Origin of the sequence: Streptomyces sp. NPDC006012 (genome assembly GCF_042871185.1) — a bacterium.
GTDB lineage: Bacteria > Actinomycetota > Actinomycetes > Streptomycetales > Streptomycetaceae > Streptomyces.
In genome coordinates this window covers 1-18,641 of record NZ_JBIAIE010000031.1, presented here as the reverse complement: position 1 = coordinate 18,641, position 18,641 = coordinate 1, and the positions used below count along the sequence as shown (strand labels likewise).

Here is an 18,641-nt window from a genome sequence, read left to right as displayed (position 1 = left end):
GGCCACCCACCGCTCGGGTCCGACGGCTCCCGCGGCGGACGCCTTCGGCATGCAGTGCACCGGCAACAGGCTCAGCCCCCATCCTCCGGCCGCGACGGCGCCTTCCAGGGCGCCCACGTCCGCTCCGAGCACGATGCGCACGACGGCCCACGCCCACACCCCGCCGAGCCCCGCAACCATCCCCCAGCACACTGTCCGCCGCACCATGGGCCCACCTCCAGCCGGACGCTAGAACGCCACCTCACCCGCCGTGCAGGCGCATGGACGGCTCACCGATGCAGCATCGGACCGCACGCGAGTGGCCACCGGGCCGATGGCCACCGCCGACGGGCCTGCCGTCCGCCTGCGGCGGTCCGACCGCGGCGGGCCGACGAGGACGCTCCGCGGCGCCTCGGCCACGGTCCCGGGGGCCGCATCCGGCAGCGGGCTCCTGTCCGACACCAGGCTCCTGGTCCGACGGCACGCTCCTGACGACGTACATCCACAGTCTCCGTAGCCTCCGTCGGCTCGCCCGATTTGAACCTGATCCGAACCCGATCCGCCCCTCCACCATGACCGCCCCACCCAGTACCGGCAAATGGACGTAAAGGGAACACTGACGGCGTAGGGCGCACGGCAGGCGCGCAAGACGGAGGCCCTGACCATGCCCTCCGGGTCTTCCCGGAAGGGCCCGGCCAGGGCCTCCCACGTATCGCGTTACAGGGCCATGCGTGTGAACGTCACGCGGCGACCACGTCCACCGCCTCGGCGGGCGCCTTGATGGTCACCCGTTCCGGTGGCACACCGGTCACCGAGACGGAACCCAGCATCGGGCGAACCGGCGCAGGCACGGACTCGGTGGCCGCGGCAGACTGGGCCAGCTCGGCGAGGGCGAGTTCATCGCTCACTTCTCGCATGAGCTCGGACATCCGTACGTCCAGCGCGTCGCAGATGGCGGAGAGCAGTTCGGAGGAAGCCTCCTTCTGCCCCCGCTCCACCTCGGAGAGATAGCCGAGTGAGACTCGGGCGGACGAGGAGACTTCGCGCAGAGTACGGCCCTGGCGTTGGCGCTGCCGACGCAGCACGTCACCAAGCAGGCGACGGAGCAGAATCATCGGTGGCTCCCTCCTCGGACCGCGTAGCCGCATCCTTCTCGCCCCACCGTACCGCCTTGCGCCGCGGCCGTGCGGGGAGCGATGTCGTGTTCACTCAGGGCTGCAAACATCAAAACCCCCCGTTCTGTTCCGTATCCTGTGCCCGCTCATTCCCGGTCTGTTCGCCCGCAAGCTCCTTCAGAAGCAGCGCGAGTACGCTCCGTACACTCTCCCTACGGATTTCCGCACGTAGGCCGTTCAACCGCAGGGCCTCGACTTTTCCGCCACCGGCAGAACCGGACCCCGGTCCGACGGGCCCGTCGACCGCCACGAACACTGTGCCCACGGGCTGCCCGTCCTGCGGTTCGGGCCCGGCCACGCCGGTCGTTGCGATGCCCCAGTCGGCACCCAGCGCTTTGCGCACCCCGGCCGCCATCTGGGCCGCGACCTGCGGATCCACCGCCCCTCGACGGGCCAGCAGGCCGTCGTCGACGGCCAGCAGCCGGTGCTTCAGATCTGTGGCGTAGGCGGTGACCGATCCCCGGAACGCCTGCGAGGCCCCGGCGACCGCGGTGATCTCGGCCGCCACCAGCCCGCCGGTGAGCGACTCCGCGACGGCGAGCGTCTCGCCCCTCACCGTGAGTAGTCGCAGCACTTCGGCTGCCTCGGAGTTCACGCTTCCGAATCCTCCAGCACCGCCGTGCGCTCGGCCACTCCACGCCTGCGCAGCACCATGGCCTGCCGCACGTAGTCGAGGCCGGTGACGACGGTCAGCACGACCGCCGCCGCCATCACCCAGAACCTCAGGCTGGCCAGCCAGCCCGTCAGCGCCAGCACGTACATCCCCACGGCCACGCCCTGGGTGAGCGTCTTGAGCTTGCCGCCCCGGCTCGCCGGGATGACGCCGTAGCGGATGACCAGGAAGCGCAGCAGGGTGATGCCCAGTTCCCGGCCGAGGATGACGATCGTGACCCACCAGGGCAGATCCCCGAGCGAGGAGAGACAGATCAGCGCGGCCCCCATTATCGCCTTGTCTGCGATGGGGTCGGCGATCTTCCCGAAGTCGGTCACCAGGTCGTAGGTGCGCGCCAGGTGGCCGTCGAACAGGTCCGTGATCATGGCGATGGCGAAGGCGGCCCAGGCCAGCGAGCGCCACGCCGGGTCATAACCGCCGCCGGCCAGCATCAGCGCCACGAAGGCCGGGACGAGGAGCAGCCGGAGCATGGTCAGCAGGTTGGCGACGTTCCAGACGCTGGCCTGGTTGACGGCCGCGGCCGCCAGCTTCCCGGCGCGCGCGGGCAGTGTGCCGCCCTGTGCTCCGGAGGCCGCCGTGCCCGGGAGTCCCCCGTCCGCGGCGGCCGAGGCCCCCTGGGGGCCGCTGGGCCCGCCACCCGCGGCGGATGCCGGGGCTCCCGTCATCTGCCCGTCTCCTCACTCCGCGCGAGCGAGCCCTGCAGCGGCTCGGCCACCAGGTCGACCCCTTCCGTTCCGACCACCTTCGCCTCGACCATACGACCGACGCCCAGGCCCGCGCCGCTCGTGAGCAGCACTTGGCCGTCCGTCTCCGGCGCCTGGTGGGCACCGCGGCCGTACAGCCCGTCCTCGGCGCTCTCGTCGACGGACTCGACGAGCACCTGCACCGTCTCGCCGACGCGTTCCTCGGCCCGCTGCGAGACCAGTTCCTCGGCCAGCCGGGAGATGTGTGCGAGGCGTTCGGCGACGACGTCCTGGTCGAGCTTGTCGTCGAACGTCGCCGCCTCCGTGCCCTCCTCGTCGGAGTAGCCGAACACGCCGATGGCGTCCAGCCGGGCATGGTTCAGGAAGCGCTCCAGCTCGGCGAGGTCGGCCTCGCTCTCGCCGGGGAAGCCGACGATGAAGTTGGAGCGCACGCCGGCCTGCGGGGCCTTGGAGCGGATGGTGTCGAGCAGTTCCAGGAAGCGGTCGGTGTCGCCGAAACGGCGCATGGCGCGCAGCACACCGGGCGCGGAGTGCTGGAAGGACAGGTCGAAGTAGGGGGCGACCTTCGGGGTGGAGGTCAGCACGTCGATCAGCCCGGGGCGCATCTCGGCCGGCTGGAGGTAGCTGACCCGCACCCGCTCGATGCCGTCGACCTCGGCCAGCTCGGGCAGCAGCGACTCCAGCAGGCGGATGTCGCCCAGGTCCTTGCCGTACGAGGTGTTGTTCTCGGAGACCAGCATGATCTCCTTGACGCCCTGCTCGGCCAGCCATCGCGTCTCGTTCAGAACATCGCTCGGGCGGCGTGAGACGAAGGAGCCGCGGAAGGACGGGATCGCGCAGAAGGAGCAGCGCCGGTCGCAGCCGGAGGCGAGCTTGACCGAGGCGACCGGTGAGCCGTCCAGGCGGCGGCGCAGGGGCGCACGCGGGCCCGAGGCCGGGGCGACGCCCTCCGGGAGGTCCGCGGGTCCGTGTCCGGGCAGGGCGACCGAGGCGGCCGACTCCTGGCGCTCGGCGGGGCTGATCGGCAGCAGCTTGCGCCGGTCGCGCGGGGTGTGCGCGGCGTGGATGCCGCCGCTCAGGATGGTCTGCAACCGGTCGGAGATGTCCGCGTAGTCGTCGAAGCCGAGCACGCCGTCCGCCTCGGGAAGGGCCTCGGCCAGGTCCTTGCCGTACCGCTCGGCCATGCAGCCCACCGCCACCACGGCCTGCGTTCTGCCGTGCCCCTTGAGGTCGTTGGCCTCAAGGAGGGCATCGACGGAGTCCTTCTTGGCGGCCTCGACGAAGCCACAGGTGTTGACCACGGCCACGTCGGCGTCCGTGGCGTCCTCGACAAGCTGCCAGCCGTCCGCCTCCAAACGGCCTGCGAGCTCCTCAGAGTCCACCTCGTTACGGGCGCAGCCGAGTGTGACCAGTGCGACGGTACGGCGTTCAGGCATGCGCTCAAGACTACTTTGTCTCACTGACAGCCCACGTCGACGGGGTTGGCCGATCATGGCCAACCCCGTACCCGCGCGCCCCCGGATTGCCGCTAGCCGACCGCCGGATCGCCCTTGGTGTACGTGAGGCGCTCGACGGCGCCCGGCTTGAAGTCGTCCTGGATCTTCTTGCCGTTGACGTAGAGCTGGACGGCCCCGGCGTCGCCGAGGACGAGGTTGATCTTCGAGCCGTCCTGGAAGGTCTTGGATTCGCCCTTCTCCAGCAGGCCGTCGAACAGGATCCGGCCGTTGTGGTCCTTGGCCGAGATCCAGCTCCGGCCGTCGGCGGCGCTCACCTGGACGGTCACCTTGTCCTGCGGGGCGGCCGCGATGGCGCTGTCGGACGGCGCGGGCGTCTGTTCCTGGGAACTGGTCTTCGTCGGCGTCGGGGAGGCGGGGTTGCTGGTCGTGGCCGTGGCGCCCTCGGCGACCTGTGCCTTGTCGCCGTTTCCGCCGTCGCTGCCCTTGAAGGCGGTGAAGCCGACGAAGCCGACCACGGCGACGATCGCGGCGACCATGGCCGCGGTCCAGTTGGGTCCGCGCCGCTCCGGGCGGATACGTTCCGCCTCGAAGAGGGGGGCGGTCGGGGTGGGTGCGGGCCGGCCGCCGTGCTCGGCGTCGTACCGGGCGATCAGCGTGGCCGGATCGAGGTGTACGGCCTTGGCCAGGGTCCGGATGTGCCCGCGGGCGTACACGTCGCCGCCGCACGGGGCGAAGTCGTCGGCCTCGATGGCGTGCACGATGGCGTTACGGACCCGGGTGGCGCTGCTGACGTCATCGACGGTCAGCCCGGCCGCGATGCGCGCCTGGCGGAGGGTACGGCCGACGGAGACTCGGGGTTCCTCGGACACGTCCGGGAACGGACGTTCGTCTTCAGGGAAGTTACCGATGGACACGGGGGCGCCTTTCGAGCGTGTAGCCACCTGTGCTGGAAATTCAGTCTAGGGGGGGTACGAAAGGGTGGGGCAACCGGGCGGTAGGACTTTGTACGCCATCGGTATGGCCGGTCATCCCGATGACGGACCGGGCCCGGACCCCGGACGGGACCCACGCCTGGCCACTCGCTCAACTTGACGTACCACAAAGGCAAACGGTTGCCCGCCGATCTCTAACGGGTGGATCACGGTCATGCCCCACCCGGCTGAATCCAGACCGCCGAACGGACCTTCCCTATCCTTCAGACTCCCCGCGGATCACGGCGAGCACGCCGTCGAGCTCGTCGGGTTTCACCAGAACGTCCCGGGCCTTGGATCCCTCACTGGGCCCGACGACACCGCGGGACTCCATGAGGTCCATGAGCCGGCCCGCCTTGGCGAACCCGACGCGCAGTTTGCGCTGCAGCATCGACGTCGATCCGAACTGCGTGGAGACGACCAGTTCGGCCGCCTGGCAGAGCAGGTCGAGGTCGTCGCCGATGTCCTCGTCGATCTCCTTCTTCTGTTTGGTGCCGACGGTGACGTCGTCCCGGAAGACGGGCGCCATCTGGTCCTTGCAGTGCTGGACCACGGCCGCGACCTCTTCCTCGGTCACGAACGCGCCCTGCAAACGGGTGGGCTTGTTCGCGCCCATCGGCAGGAACAGCCCGTCGCCCTTGCCGATGAGCTTCTCGGCGCCGGGCTGGTCGAGGATGACCCGCGAGTCGGCGAGCGAGGAGGTGGCGAACGCGAGCCGCGAGGGCACGTTCGCCTTGATGAGTCCGGTGACCACGTCGACCGAGGGGCGCTGGGTGGCGAGCACGAGGTGGATGCCGGCGGCGCGCGCGAGCTGGGTGATACGCACGATCGCGTCCTCCACGTCGCGCGGCGCGACCATCATCAGGTCGGCCAGCTCGTCGACGATGACCAGCAGGTACGGGTACGGCTGGAGTTCCCGCTCGCTGCCCTCCGGCACCTTCACCTTGCCGCTGCGCACGGCCGCGTTGAAGTCGTCGATGTGCCGGTAGCCGAAGGCCGCCAGGTCGTCGTAGCGCAGGTCCATCTCGCGCACCACCCACTGGAGCGCCTCGGCCGCCCGCTTCGGGTTGGTGATGATCGGCGTGATCAGGTGCGGGACGCCCTCGTAGGCGGTCAGCTCGACGCGCTTGGGGTCGACCAGGACCATCCGTACGTCCTCCGGGGTCGCCCGCATCAAGATCGAGGTGATCAGGCAGTTGATGCAGGACGACTTGCCGGAACCGGTGGCGCCGGCGACGAGGACGTGCGGCATCTTCGCGGTGTTCGCCATCACGTAGCCGCCCTCGACGTCCTTGCCGAGCGCGACCAGCATCGGATGGTCGTCCTCGGCGGCCTCCGCGAGGCGCAGCACGTCGCCGAGGTTGACCATCTCCCGGTCGGTGTTCGGGATCTCGATGCCGACCGCGGACTTGCCGGGGATGGGGCTGATGATCCGCACGTCCGGGCTGGCGACCGCGTACGCGATGTTCTTGGTGAGCGCGGTGATCCGCTCGACCTTGACGGCGGGGCCCAGTTCGACCTCGTAGCGGGTGACCGTCGGCCCACGGGTGAAGCCGGTGACGGCCGCGTCGACCTTGAACTCCGTGAAGACGTTGGTGAGCGCGGCGACTATGGCGTCGTTGGCCGCGCTGCGCGACTTGCCGGGGCCGCCGCGGGTGAGGAGGTCGAGCGAGGGCAGCGCGTAGGTGATGTCGCCGGCAAGCTGAAGCTGCTCGGCACGCGGCGGCAGGTCGCGGATCTCCTCGGGGGCCGACTTGGTCAGGTCGGGCACGACCGCGTCGGTCTCCAGCCGCTCCTGCTTGGGCCGCGCGGCCGGGACGGGGGTCGGGACCGGCGTCGGGGTGGCCTCCTCCCGGTCGCCCACGCTCACGCCCTGGGTGAGGCCGGCGACCAGCGGCGAGGGCGGCATGCCGTGCATGACGGCGCCGTCGAGGTCGGCCGCGGCCGCCGCGGCGATGTCGACGGCGTCCAGCCGCCGGTCCATCGCGGGCTGCGGTACCGCGGAGCGCCTGGGCCGGCCCTTCCGCTTGGAGAGGGCTTCCTGCTCGGCCCCGTCGGGGTCGTACGCAGGCAGGGCGCCCTGGCGGCCACGGGGGCGCGCGGGCAGGGCGTCGCGCCACTGCTGCTCGTAGCGCTCGTCGTCGGTGGCGTCGTGGCCCTGTTCGCCCTGTTCGTCCTGCGGTTTGTGCAGCACGCCGAGCCGGACGCCGAGCGTCCGCAGCCGCTGCGGGATGGCGTTGACCGGGGTGGCCGTGACGACGAGCAGCCCGAAGACGGTGAGCAGTACGAGCAGTGGCACGGCGAGGACATCGGTCATGGTGTACGACAGCGGGGTCGCCGCCGCCCAGCCGATCAGCCCGCCGGCATCCCTTATCGCCTGCATCCCGGCGCTGCGGGCGGGCGAGCCGCAGGCGATGTGGACCTGTCCGAGCACGCCGATGACCAGCGCGGAGAGGCCGATGACGATACGGCCGTTGGCCTCCGGCTGCTCGGGATGGCGGATGAAGCGCACGGCGATCACCGCGAGCAGTATCGGCACGAGCAGGTCGAGCCGGCCGAACGCACCGGTCACCAGGATCTCGACGAGGTCACCGACCGGGCCGCGCAGATCCGCCCAGGTGCCGGCGGCGACGATCAGCGCGATGCCGAACAGCAGCAGTGCGATACCGTCCTTGCGGTGCGCCGGGTCGAGGTTCTTCGCGCCCTGCCCTATCCCGCGGAAGACGGCGCCGACCGCATGCGCGAGGCCCAGCCAGAGCGCCCGCACGAGCCGGTAGAGGCCCCCGGTGGGACTCGGCGCCGGCTTGGGCGCGGGCTTCTTCGCCACGGCCTTCTTGGCGGGCGCCTTCTTGGCCGGTGCCTTCTTCGCGGCGGCCTTCTTCGCCGGAGCCTTCGCGGGAGCAGCCACCTTCCTGGCGGGCTGCTTCTTCGCTGCGGAGGGACGTGAGGCCATGGATGTGAGATTACCGGGGGAGACGACGGTGGACACGCGTGGCCGGTGCTTCACCCGTTCGTGTCGCCCCTAGTGGGGCACAGAACTGACGCACGCTCATGCGACCGCGGACCGGGCCGGCGTCAGTTCTGCGTCGGCAGCGTCGGGGCACCGCCGCCCGTTCCGGGCTCCAGGGCGTCCAGCGCCCGGCGCAGCCCCGTCAGCTTGCGTTCCAGATGGGCGGCCGTGGCCACCGCAGCCGCGTCAGCGGATTCGTCGTCCAACTGCTTGGACAGCGCCTCGGCCTGCTCCTCCACGGCGGCGAGCCGCGCCGACAGCTCGGCGAGCAGCCCCGCGGACTCCTTGCCCGGCCCGCCGACCGCGCCCTTGCCGCCGCCCTCCAACTGGAGCCGCAGCAGCGCCGCCTGCTCGCGCAGCTGGCAGTTCTTCATGTACAGCTCGACGAACACCGAGACCTTCGCACGCAGCACCCACGGGTCGAAGGGCTTGGAGATGTAGTCGACCGCGCCCGCGGCATAGCCCCGGAAGGTGTGGTGCGGGCCGTGGTTGATCGCGGTCAGGAAGATGATCGGGATGTCCCGGGTCCGCTCCCGCCGCTTGATGTGCGCCGCGGTCTCGAAACCGTCCATGCCCGGCATCTGGACATCCAGCAGAATGACCGCGAAATCGTCCGTGAGCAGTGCCTTGAGCGCTTCCTCCCCGGACGATGCCCGCACCAGTGTCTGATCGAGCGCGGAGAGGATGGCCTCCAGCGCGAGCAGATTCTCCGGCCGGTCATCGACCAGGAGGATCTTGGCCTTCTGCACCATGGCCCGCCCTCCTCGCCCCGGCGGTACACCGGGCGCCGCCCCAGGGGACGACTCCCTTGCGCCGCCCGTCCTTGTGCCGGTCATGGTAGCCGCACCCCGCCCGTCGCCACACCCTGTCACCGCGATGTCACTGTGCACATAGCAGAAACGCAGCGGAAGACCGGAAGGTTCCCCGAAACCCACACCATCACACGGTCTCCTCCCGCATCCACTGATGCATCACCGCCAACAGGTGGTCCGGATCGACCGGCTTGGTGACGTAATCGGACGCCCCGGACTCGATCGCCTTCTCCCGGTCGCCCTTCATCGCCTTCGCGGTCAGCGCAATGATCGGCAACCCGGCGAACTGTGGCATCCGACGGATCGCGGTGGTCGTCGCATAACCGTCCATCTCGGGCATCATGATGTCCATCAGGACGACCGCCACGTCGTCGTGCTGCTCCAGCACCTCGATGCCCTCACGGCCGTTCTCGGCGTACAGCACGGACAGGCCGTGCTGCTCCAGGACACTGGTGAGGGCGAAGACGTTGCGGATGTCGTCGTCGACGATCAGCACCTTCTCGCCGCCGAACCGCACGCCACGGCGCGGCGGCGCCGCCGCCCCCCGCTCCGGTGCCAGCCGCGGCTCGGACCGCTGTTCGGTCTCGGGTGCGCCCCTGCGGCGGCGCCGGAAGAGGGCGGCGGCGCCGTTCTGCGTCTCCTGGTACGACTTCACCTCGGCCGGCGTCTCGATCTCCGCCGCGGACAGCTCGGACAGCTGGTGATCGGCGGAGATCAGATCGCTCACCTGCAGCACCGGCACCGACTGCTGGTAGCCCTGCGGCGGCAGTTCGCTCGGGTGCAGCGGCAGGTACAGCGTGAACGTCGAGCCGCGCCCCGGCTCGCTCTGCGCGTGGATCTCGCCGCCGAGCAACTGCGCGATCTCCCGCGAGATGGACAGCCCGAGACCCGTACCGCCGTACTTGCGACTGGTCGTGCCGTCCGCCTGCTTGAACGCCTCGAAGATGACCCGCATCTTGCTGGCCGCGATGCCGATCCCGGTGTCGGTCACCGAGAAGGCGATCAGCTCCGCGTCCGCGTCGGTGAGCGAACCGGCCTCCAGCAGCTGTTCCCGGACGCCCACCGGAACGTCCGCACCCGCCGTCCGGATCACCAGCTCGACCGACCCGGAGTCGGTGAACTTCACCGCATTCGACAACAGGTTCCGCAGCACCTGCAGGAGGCGCTGCTCGTCGGTGTGCAGCGTGGCCGGCAGCTCCGGAGAGACCCGTACGGACAGGTCCAGCCCCTTCTCCGCGGTCAGCGGCCGGAACGTGGCCTCCACGTAGTCCACCAGCTGGACGAGCGCGATACGCGTCGGAGAGACGTCCATCTTCCCCGCCTCGACCTTCGACAGGTCCAGGATGTCGTTGATCAGCTGGAGCAGGTCGGAGCCGGCCCCGTGGATCGTCTCGGCGAACTCGACCTGCTTGGGCGTGAGGTTGGTGTCGGCGTTGTCGGCGAGCAGCTTGGCGAGGATCAGCAGCGAGTTCAGCGGGGTGCGCAGCTCGTGGGACATGTTGGCCAGGAACTCGCTCTTGTAGCGCATGGAGACCGCGAGCTGCTCGGCACGCTCCTCCAGGACCTGCCGCGCCTCCTCGATCTCGGTGTTCTTGACCTCGATGTCGCGGTTCTGCTGGGCCAGCAGCTCGGCCTTCTCCTCCAGCTCGGCGTTGGACGCCTGGAGCGCCTTCTGCCGGTTCTCCAACTCGGCCGAGCGCTCCCGCAGTTGCTCGGTCAGCTCCTGCGACTGCTTCAGCAGCACCTCGGTCTTGGTGTTCACCGAGATGGTGTTGACGCTGGTCGCGATCATCTCGGCGATCTGGTTGAGGAAGTCCTTCTGGATGTGTGTGAACGGCGTGAAGGACGCCAGCTCGATCACGCCGAGCACCTTGCCCTCGAACAGCACCGGCAGCACGATCACCTGCGCGGGCGGCGCCTCGCCGAGCCCCGAGGAGATCTTCAGATAACCGCTGGGCGCGTTCTCCACCAGGATCGTGCGTTTCTCCTTGGCGGCCGTCCCGATCAGCGCCTCACCGGGGCGGAACGACGTCGGCATGGAGCCCATCGAATAGCCGTACGAACCGAGCATGCGCAGCTCGTACGCGTCCTCGTCCTCGACGTTCCGGTCCTTGCCGTCGACCATCGGCATCGCCAGGAAGAACGCGCCGTGCTGCGCGGAGACCACCGGCGTCAGCTCGCTCATGATCAGCGAGGCGACGTCCTCCAGATCGCGGCGCCCCTGCATCAGCGCCGAGATGCGCGCGAGGTTGCCCTTGAGCCAGTCCTGCTCCTTGTTGGCGATCGTGGTGTCGCGCAGGTTGGCGATCATCTTGTTGATGTAGTCCTGCAGCTCCTGGATCTCGCCGGACGCGTCGACGTCGATCTTCAGGTTCAGGTCGCCACGGGTCACCGCGGTCGCCACCCGCGCGATCGCCCGCACCTGCCGGGTGAGGTTCCCGGCCATCTCGTTCACGGACTCGGTCAGGTCCCGCCAGGTCCCGTCCACGTCGCGCACCCGCGCCTGCCCGCCCAGCTGGCCCTCCGTGCCCACCTCGCGGGCGACCCGGGTGACCTCCTCGGCGAAGCTCGACAACTGGTCGACCATGGTGTTGATCGTCGTCTTGAGTTCGAGGATCTCGCCCCGGGCGTCGATGTCGATCTTCTTCGTCAGGTCGCCCTTGGCGATGGCCGTGGTGACCATGGCGATGTTGCGGACCTGGCCGGTCAGGTTGGACGCCATCCCGTTCACCGACTCGGTGAGGTCCTTCCAGGTGCCCGCCACGCCGGGGACGTGCGCCTGGCCGCCGAGGATGCCGTCCGTGCCCACCTCGCGGGCCACCTTGGTGACCTGGTCGGCGAACGAACTCAGCGTCTTGACCATCGTGTTGATGGTGTCGGCGAGCTGCGCCACCTCGCCGCGCGCCTCGATCGTCACCTGGCGGGTAAGGTCGCCGTTGGCGACGGCCGCCGAGACCTGGGAGATGTTGCGCACCTGCATGGTCAGGTTGTTGGCCATCAGGTTCACGTTGTTGCTGAGGTCCTTCCAGATGCCGGTGACCCCCGGCACGTGCGCCTGGCCGCCGAGGATCCCCTCGGTGCCCACCTCGCGGGCCACCCGGGTCACCTGCTCGGCGAAGGACGACAGCTGGTCGACCATGGTGTTGACCGTGGTGACGAGTTCGAGGATCTCGCCCTTCGCGTCCACCGTGATCTTCTTCGACAGGTCGCCCTTGGCGACCGCGGTGGTGACCTCGGCGATGTTGCGCACCTGGATCGTCAGGTTGTTCGCCATGAAGTTCACGGACTGCGTGAGGTCCTTCCAGGTGCCCGCGACCCCCTGCACCTCGGCCTGGCCGCCGAGCATGCCCTCGGTGCCCACCTCGCGCGCGACGCGCGTGACCTCCTCGGCGAACGACGACAGCTGGTCGACCATCGTGTTCAGGGTGTTCTTCAGCTCCTGGATCTCCCCGCGGGCGTCCACGGTGATCTTCTGGGACAGGTCGCCCCGCGCCACCGCCGTGGCCACCTGGGCGATGTTGCGGACCTGGGCGGTGAGGTTGCCGGCCATGCCGTTCACGGAGTCGGTCAGATCACGCCACACGCCCGCCACGCCGGGTACCTGGGCCTGCCCGCCGAGCCGCCCCTCGGTGCCCACCTCGCGGGCCACCTTGGTGACCTGGTCGGCGAAGGCGGAGAGCTGGTCGACCATCGTGTTGATGGTGTTCTTGAGCTCCAGGATCTCCCCGCGCGCGTCGACGTCGATCTTCTGCGACAGGTCGCCCCGCGCCACCGCCGTCGTCACCTGGGCGATCTGCCGCACCTGGGACGTCAGGTTGCCCGCCATGAAGTTGACGGAGTCCGTCAGCTCCTTCCAGGTGCCCGAGACGCCGTCCACCCGGGCCTGACCGCCGAGGCGGCCCTCGGTGCCCACGTCCCGGGCCATCCTGGTCACCTGGTCGGCGAAGCTCGACAGCTGGTCCACCATGGTGTTCACGGTGTTCTTCAGCTGGAGCATCTCGCCGGAGACATCGACCGTGACCTTCTGCGACAGATCGCCGTTCGCCACCGCCGTCGTCACCTGGGCGATGTTGCGGACCTGCCCGGTGAGGTTGCGGAAGGCGGTGTTGACCGAGTCGGTGAGGTCCTTCCAGGTGCCCGCCGCGCCCGGCACCTGGGCCTGGCCGCCCAGCTCGCCCTCGACGCCGATCTCCCGCGCCACCCGGGTGACCTCGGAGCCGAAGGCCGAGAGCTGGTCCACCATCCCGTTGACGGTGTTCTTCAGCTCCAGCATCTCGCCGGCCACGTCCACGGTGACCTTCTGCGACAGGTCACCGCTCGCCACCGCCGTCGTCACGGCGGCGATGTCCCGCACCTGGATGGTCAGGTTCCGGAACACCGTGTTCACGGAGTCCGTGAGGTCCTTCCAGATCCCCGCGGCACCCGGCACGTTCGCCTGGCCACCGAGCCTGCCCTCCGCGCCGACCTCGCTGGCCACCCGGGTGACCTCGTCGGCGAAGATCCGCAGCGTCTCGGTCATCTGGTTGATCGTCTCGGCGAGCTGCGCGACCTCGCCGCGCGCCGGGACGGTCACCTTCCGTGACAGGTCACCGTTGGCCACCGCCGTCGTGACCTGCGAGATCCCCCGCACCTGGGCGGTCAGGTTGCCCGCCATGGTGTTGACCGAGTCGGTCAGTTCCTTCCACACGCCGGCCACTCCGGGGACCTGGGCCTGGCCGCCGAGGATGCCCTCGGTGCCCACCTCACGCGCGACCCGCGTCACCTCGGACGAGAACGCGGACAACTGCTCCACCATCGTGTTGACGGTGTTCTTCAGCTCCAGCATCTCGCCGGCCACATGGACGGTGACCTTGCGCGACAGATCACCGCGCGCGACCGCCGTGGTCACCAGTGCGATGTCCCTGACCTGCGCGGTCAGCTGACGGGCCATGGTGTTGACCGAGTCCGTGAGGTCCTTCCACGAACCGGACATACCGCGCACCCGGGCCTGACCGCCCAGCTTGCCCTGGGTACCGACCTCGCTGGCCACGCGCGTGACCTCGTCGGTGAACGTGGAGAGCTGGTCGACCAGGTTGTTGACGGTCCGCCCCACCCGCAGGAACTCGCCCCGCAGCGGATGCCCGGTACCGTTCGGCCCGTGCGTGCGCAGTTCCATGCGCGGCGACAGGTCGCCCTCGGCCACCGCGGTCAGGACCCGGCCGACCTCCGAGACGGGCCGTACGAGATCGTCGACGAGCGCGTTCGACGCGTCGATGGCGGCTGCCCAGGAGCCCTCGCAGGCGCCCGTCTCCAGCCGCTCCGTGAGCTTCCCCTCACGTCCGACCATGCGCCGCACCCGGGACAGCTCGCCTGTCAGGTGCATGTTGCGCTCGGCAACCTCGTTGAACACGGCGGCGATCTCCGACATCACCCCGTCGCCGGAAACCGTGAGCCGCTTGCGGAAGTTCCCCTCGCGCATGGCGACGAGGGCCACGTGCAGCCGGTTCAGGGCAGCGGTGTCCACCGTGGTGGTGCCGCCCTGCTTTCCCTGGGAGCGTCCGCGCGTCTCCGTGCTCCGCGTCGCTGCGCCAGACTCCACTGTGTCCCTCCCGCGGGGGTCGACCGTTACTGCCGTGCTCGGGTACCACCGCTCGGCGTACCCATTACTGCGGCGTACCCATTACTGCGGCGCACCGGTTACTCCGGCGTACCGTCTTGCGCAGGGCCTTTCTGCCAGATGTGACCCGGCCGCACCAAGGGCTGCTGCCCCCCGTGCACAGAACACACTCAGCCTGTCCGGACCTTCACAAGAAGCTTGCCCAGTGTTTCACCCTCGCCGAACCAGGCCATAACAGTTCGGCAGTTTGCACATCGTCCGCACACCCGGGGGGCGTAAACACCGGCGACCGGCATTCGTCCGGACCGCGAAGGTAAGTAACCTTGCATGCGGCTGTCCAGCCGCACCGGTCCGGCCGGCCTGGGCGGTGGCACGAGCACGAGCGGGCATCGGAGGGGCGGCCGCACAACCATGACCACCGGACTGATCCCCGGGGGACAGCCCCCGGACCGGCCGAAGGGCACGCGGATGCCGCAGCAGCGCGAGCAGACCGGCCACGCAGTCGTTTCCGTCGACAACCGGCCGAGGAGTTCAGTGATCACCGCGCGCGCGGCCGCCACGTTCGAGCCCGTGGGGCGATCCGTCGCGACCGCCCGGTCCTTCGTCCGCGACACGCTCCAGGGCTGGGGCTTCGCCGACATCGTCGACGACGCCGTGGTCCTCACCAGCGAACTGGTGACCAACGCGGTGGTGCACGCGGGTACGCACGCGGACGTGCTGTGTCTGCGCACCGAGAACGGCGTACGGATCGAGGTCGCCGACCGCTACCCGGAGCGCGAGGTGCCGCTGCAGAGCGCGGCGGTCAACATGGGCAGCCCGGACCGCGAGGGCGGCCGCGGACTCCAGCTGTGCGCGGCCCTGGCCGACCGCTGGGGCGTCGACTACACACCGACGCACAAGAACGTCTGGTTCCAGCTCGACCAGCCGGAGCGCCCGGTCGGCACCCGCACGGCCGGCCCGTCCCTGCCCACCGACCTGCTGCCGCTCGCCGACGGCCGGGTCCGCGTGGCGGTCGTCCAGATCGACCGTGACGGCGCCGTCACGTCCTGGAACGACGACGCCGGGGAACTCTTCGGCTACCACCCCGACCAGGTCACCGGCAAGCCCCTGACCGACTTCGCGGCCTGGCCGCACACCCCCGGCACCAGCACCGGCATCGCGGAGGCGCTGCGTCTCTCCCGCTGGGAGGGCAGTTACGGCATCCGCGGCGCCGACGGCCGGGTCACCCCGGTGTACGCCTCCCACCTGCGGGTGCGCGACACGGGCGGCGATCCGTCCACGGTCTGCCTGCTGGTACGGGACCACGAACGCGCCGTCCTGCAGACCCCGTTGCGCGGCCCGGCCTCCGACACTCCCCCGGCTGCCGACGGCCAGGGCGCCGACCCCTTCGAGGTCTTCATCGGCTCGCCCGCCCCGGACGACCTCGACGGCCTCCTCCAGCGCACGGTGGAGCGCGCCCGCGACATGCTCGACGGCGACTCCGCCTTCCTGCTCCTGGCGACCGACGACGAAACGGAGTTGGAGGTCCGCGCCTCCACCGGCCTGCCCTCGGCCCGGCAGCGCTTCGCACGCGTCCCCGTGGAAGCGGGCCCCGGCCGGTACGGATCGGCCCGGATGCCCGCCGTCCACGACGACCTCGCGGCCGTCCCCGGCGCCGCTCCGCTGCTGGACGGCACCGGCATGCGCTCGGTGGTCACCGTCCCGCTCAAGGTGGAGGGCCGCCTCACGGGCTCCCTCGGCGTCGCCGCGGAGGCGCCCCGCAGATACTCGAACGAGGAGGCCCTGCGCCTCCAGTTCGCCGCCGACCGCATCGCCCTGGCCGTCGAATCGGCCCGTTTGGGCGAGTTGGAGCGGCTGCGACGTGGCTCGCTGAGCTTCCTGGTGGAGGCTTCCGACCTGCTCGCCGGCACCCTCGACCGGGACCAGACGCTCGCCCTGATGGCACAGATGACGGTGCCGACCCTGGCCACGTGGTGCGCCGTCTACACCATCGCCGACCAGGCGTCGGAACCGTACCTGTCGTATGTCCTGCACGAGGACGAGGAACTCATCGACGGCATCAAGTCGTTGCTGTCGAAGGTCCCGCCGCCGGACTCGGTGCCGACCCCCGGCGCGCGAGTCTGGACGGCGCCCGGCGAAGTGGCCCACCAGGCGGCGCTGCGCACGTCCATGCGCAGCCTCGGCCTGAGCGGCGGCCGGCCGCAGCAGATCTCGGCCGGTATCGGCCCCACGCTCGCCACCGCCTCAGCGGTGGGCGGCGAGACGGTCGTCCTGCCGCTCGTGGCCCGCAACCGCGTCATCGGCATGCTGACCCTGGGCAAGCCGACCGACGAGCACTTCCGGCAGGAGATCCTGGAGCTGGCCGAGGACTTGTCCCGCCGGGCCGCCCTGGCCCTGGACAACGCCCGCCTGTACTCGGAGCGCACGGCCATCAGCCAGGCCCTCCAGCGCAGCCTCCTGCCCCCGGGCACCCCCCACATCGACGGCGTCGAGGTGGAGGTCATCTACCGCGCGGCAGGCGAGGGCAACGAGGTCGGCGGCGACTTCTACGACGTCTTCCCGATCAGCGACGGCGCCTACGGCTTCGCCATCGGCGACGTCTGTGGCACGGGCCCCAACGCCGCGGCGGTGACCGGCCTGGCCCGGCACGCACTGCGCCTGCTGGCCCGCGAGGGCCTCAGCGGCCCCGCGGTCCTGGAACGCCTGAACTCGGCCATCCTCGACGAGGGCGCCCGCAGCCGGTTCCTGACACTCCTGTACGGCGAGATGCGCCCGCAGCCGGACGGCAGCGCGGAGTTGAAGGTGGTCTGCGCGGGCCATCCGCTCCCCCTCCGGCTCCGCCAGGACGGCACGGTGGAGGCCGCCGCCGAACCACAGCCGCTGCTCGGCGTCATCGAGGACCTGGAGCTGTACGAGGAGACGGTCACCCTCGACCCGGGCGACGTCCTGCTCTGTGTCACGGACGGTGTCACCGAACGCCGCGAGGGCACCCGCATGCTGGGCGACGACGGACTCGCGGACGTCCTCACGACGTGCACGGGTCTCACGGCCGGTGCGGTCGCGGCACGCATCATGCGCGCGGTGGAACGCTTCGCGTCCGACGCTCCGTCCGACGACATGGCCATCCTGGCGATGCGCGTCCCGGGCCTGCAAACGGACTGAAACGGCCGGACAACACCGCACCGGAAACCCGGGAAACAAGAAAGGGTCCCACCCGACCGGGTGGGACCCTTTCTCATCGGAGCCCCCAAACGGAATCGAACCGTTGACCTTCTCCTTACCATGGAGACGCTCTACCGACTGAGCTATAGGGGCCTGTTGCCTTTTCGAGGTTTCCCCCGGCAACGAAAGAGAGCATACCCCGAACGGAGTCGCGCTCCCAAATTCGTTCCGTGGTCGTTCAGAAAGCGGGCTGAAGCAGACCCCCGAGCACATTGCACGCGGACACGATGCGCTGCATGTCCCGCTTCGTCAGCGTGGCGTCCACGGGCAGCGCCAGCGTCTCGTCCGCGGCACGCTCGGTCTCGGGCAGCGCCACGCACCGGCGGAACTCGGGCAGCCGGTGCACGGGCGTCTTCACCGGCACGCGGCACTCGACTCCCCTGACCCGCACGGCCCGTGCGAAGGCGTCCCGGTCCGGCCGGCCGTTGCCCGGCACGCGAACGACGTACTGCTGGAAGGTGTGCCCGTCCCCGTCGTCGGGGGTCCGTACGCCACGCAGCCTGGCATCGAGATAGGCGGCTCGCTGCCGCCGCTGAGCGATCTCGTCGTACGGCACTTCGGTCTCGGCCCGCTCCAGCACCAGCAGGCCGTGGCGCTGCCCGAGGCCGTGCAACCGGGCCAGGTCCGCCCGCCGTCCGAAGCGGTGGACCACGACCACCGCCGCGGTTCGGGACGTCACCGCAGCCTCCACCGCACAGGCGTCGAGGCAGTACGACACTGGATCTATGTCGGCGAACACCGGAAGAGCACCGGTGCGGGCCACGGCTTCGGTGACTTCGACGTTCCCGAAGGCCGGCACGATGACCTCGTCACCGGCTCCGACACCGGCGGCGCTGAGCAAGGCAGCAGTACCCATGCGTTGGATGCTGGGCGCGCAACGTGAACGTCACGTTACGGCAAACAAAAAAGGGTTGGTCCCTGAATCGAATTCAGGGACCAACCCTCTGCAAAATTAGTTCGGCGGCGTCCTACTCTCCCACAGGGTCCCCCCTGCAGTACCATCGGCGCTGTAAGGCTTAGCTTCCGGGTTCGGAATGTAACC

At 70.0% G+C, this 18,641-nt stretch carries 10 protein-coding genes, 1 tRNA gene and 1 rRNA gene; 1 reads left to right on the top strand and 11 read right to left on the bottom strand.

Features of this window, described 5'->3' with window-relative positions; genetic code table 11:
- Window positions 1–719: 719 nt before the first annotated feature.
- The 8 genes from ACFYPJ_RS34050 to ACFYPJ_RS34015 all read right to left on the bottom strand — a co-directional run bounded on the left by ACFYPJ_RS34050 (window position 720) and on the right by ACFYPJ_RS34015 (window position 14,359).
- Window positions 720–1,094 (bottom strand): helix-turn-helix domain-containing protein, encoded by a 375-nt coding sequence (locus ACFYPJ_RS34050; RefSeq protein WP_016432287.1) that lies wholly within the window; start codon window positions 1,092–1,094, stop codon window positions 720–722.
- A gap of 109 nt (window positions 1,095–1,203) precedes the next feature.
- Window positions 1,204–1,749: a CinA family protein gene (locus ACFYPJ_RS34045; RefSeq protein WP_389025460.1), complete on the bottom strand. Its 546-nt coding sequence runs from the start codon at window positions 1,747–1,749 to the stop codon at window positions 1,204–1,206.
- The gene (pgsA, locus tag ACFYPJ_RS34040) at window positions 1,746–2,492 is read right to left on the bottom strand and encodes a CDP-diacylglycerol--glycerol-3-phosphate 3-phosphatidyltransferase (protein ID WP_389025459.1); all 747 of its coding nucleotides are present in this window, start codon (window positions 2,490–2,492) and stop codon (window positions 1,746–1,748) included. Before pgsA ends, ACFYPJ_RS34045 begins: the two co-directional genes overlap by 4 nt.
- Entirely contained in the window at window positions 2,489–3,967 is a 1,479-nt protein-coding gene (gene rimO / locus ACFYPJ_RS34035; RefSeq protein ID WP_389025458.1) for a 30S ribosomal protein S12 methylthiotransferase RimO, read from the bottom strand. Before rimO ends, pgsA begins: the two co-directional genes overlap by 4 nt.
- 92 nt (window positions 3,968–4,059) lie before the next feature.
- Window positions 4,060–4,902, bottom strand: coding sequence for a helix-turn-helix domain-containing protein (locus ACFYPJ_RS34030; protein ID WP_389025457.1), 843 nt, complete (start codon window positions 4,900–4,902; stop codon window positions 4,060–4,062).
- A gap of 274 nt (window positions 4,903–5,176) precedes the next feature.
- Window positions 5,177–7,912 (bottom strand): DNA translocase FtsK, encoded by a 2,736-nt coding sequence (locus tag ACFYPJ_RS34025; RefSeq protein ID WP_389025456.1) that lies wholly within the window; start codon window positions 7,910–7,912, stop codon window positions 5,177–5,179.
- Between the two features lie 122 nt (window positions 7,913–8,034).
- Window positions 8,035–8,721, bottom strand: a complete 687-nt coding sequence (locus tag ACFYPJ_RS34020; protein WP_389025455.1) for a two-component system response regulator — start codon at window positions 8,719–8,721, stop codon at window positions 8,035–8,037.
- A gap of 187 nt (window positions 8,722–8,908) precedes the next feature.
- Complete coding sequence (locus tag ACFYPJ_RS34015; RefSeq protein ID WP_389025454.1) at window positions 8,909–14,359, bottom strand: HAMP domain-containing protein; 5,451 nt, start codon at window positions 14,357–14,359, stop codon at window positions 8,909–8,911.
- 429 nt (window positions 14,360–14,788) lie between these two features.
- Between ACFYPJ_RS34015 and ACFYPJ_RS34010 the strand changes: the two genes are divergently transcribed.
- A complete protein-coding gene (locus ACFYPJ_RS34010) occupies window positions 14,789–17,539 on the top strand; it encodes a SpoIIE family protein phosphatase (RefSeq protein ID WP_389025453.1) in 2,751 nt (916 codons plus the stop codon).
- 80 nt (window positions 17,540–17,619) lie between these two features.
- Here ACFYPJ_RS34010 and ACFYPJ_RS34005 read toward each other — a convergent pair.
- From ACFYPJ_RS34005 to rrf, 3 genes are all read right to left on the bottom strand, one after another.
- A tRNA-Thr gene (locus ACFYPJ_RS34005) sits at window positions 17,620–17,692 on the bottom strand.
- A gap of 85 nt (window positions 17,693–17,777) precedes the next feature.
- Window positions 17,778–18,440 (bottom strand): DegT/DnrJ/EryC1/StrS family aminotransferase, encoded by a 663-nt coding sequence (locus ACFYPJ_RS34000; protein ID WP_389025522.1) that lies wholly within the window; start codon window positions 18,438–18,440, stop codon window positions 17,778–17,780.
- 114 nt (window positions 18,441–18,554) lie between these two features.
- A 5S ribosomal RNA gene (gene rrf, locus ACFYPJ_RS33995) occupies window positions 18,555–18,641 on the bottom strand; the annotation flags it as partial.

Coding starts and splice junctions, on each gene's coding strand:
- ACFYPJ_RS34050 (WP_016432287.1), bottom strand. CDS start 1,094: ATGATTCTGCTCCGTCGCCTGCTTGGTGACGTGCTGCGTCGGCAGCGC.
- pgsA (WP_389025459.1), bottom strand. CDS start 2,492: ATGACGGGAGCCCCGGCATCCGCCGCGGGTGGCGGGCCCAGCGGCCCC.
- rimO (WP_389025458.1), bottom strand. CDS start 3,967: ATGCCTGAACGCCGTACCGTCGCACTGGTCACACTCGGCTGCGCCCGT.
- ACFYPJ_RS34025 (WP_389025456.1), bottom strand. CDS start 7,912: ATGGCCTCACGTCCCTCCGCAGCGAAGAAGCAGCCCGCCAGGAAGGTG.
- ACFYPJ_RS34020 (WP_389025455.1), bottom strand. CDS start 8,721: ATGGTGCAGAAGGCCAAGATCCTCCTGGTCGATGACCGGCCGGAGAAT.
- ACFYPJ_RS34010 (WP_389025453.1), top strand. CDS start 14,789: ATGACCACCGGACTGATCCCCGGGGGACAGCCCCCGGACCGGCCGAAG.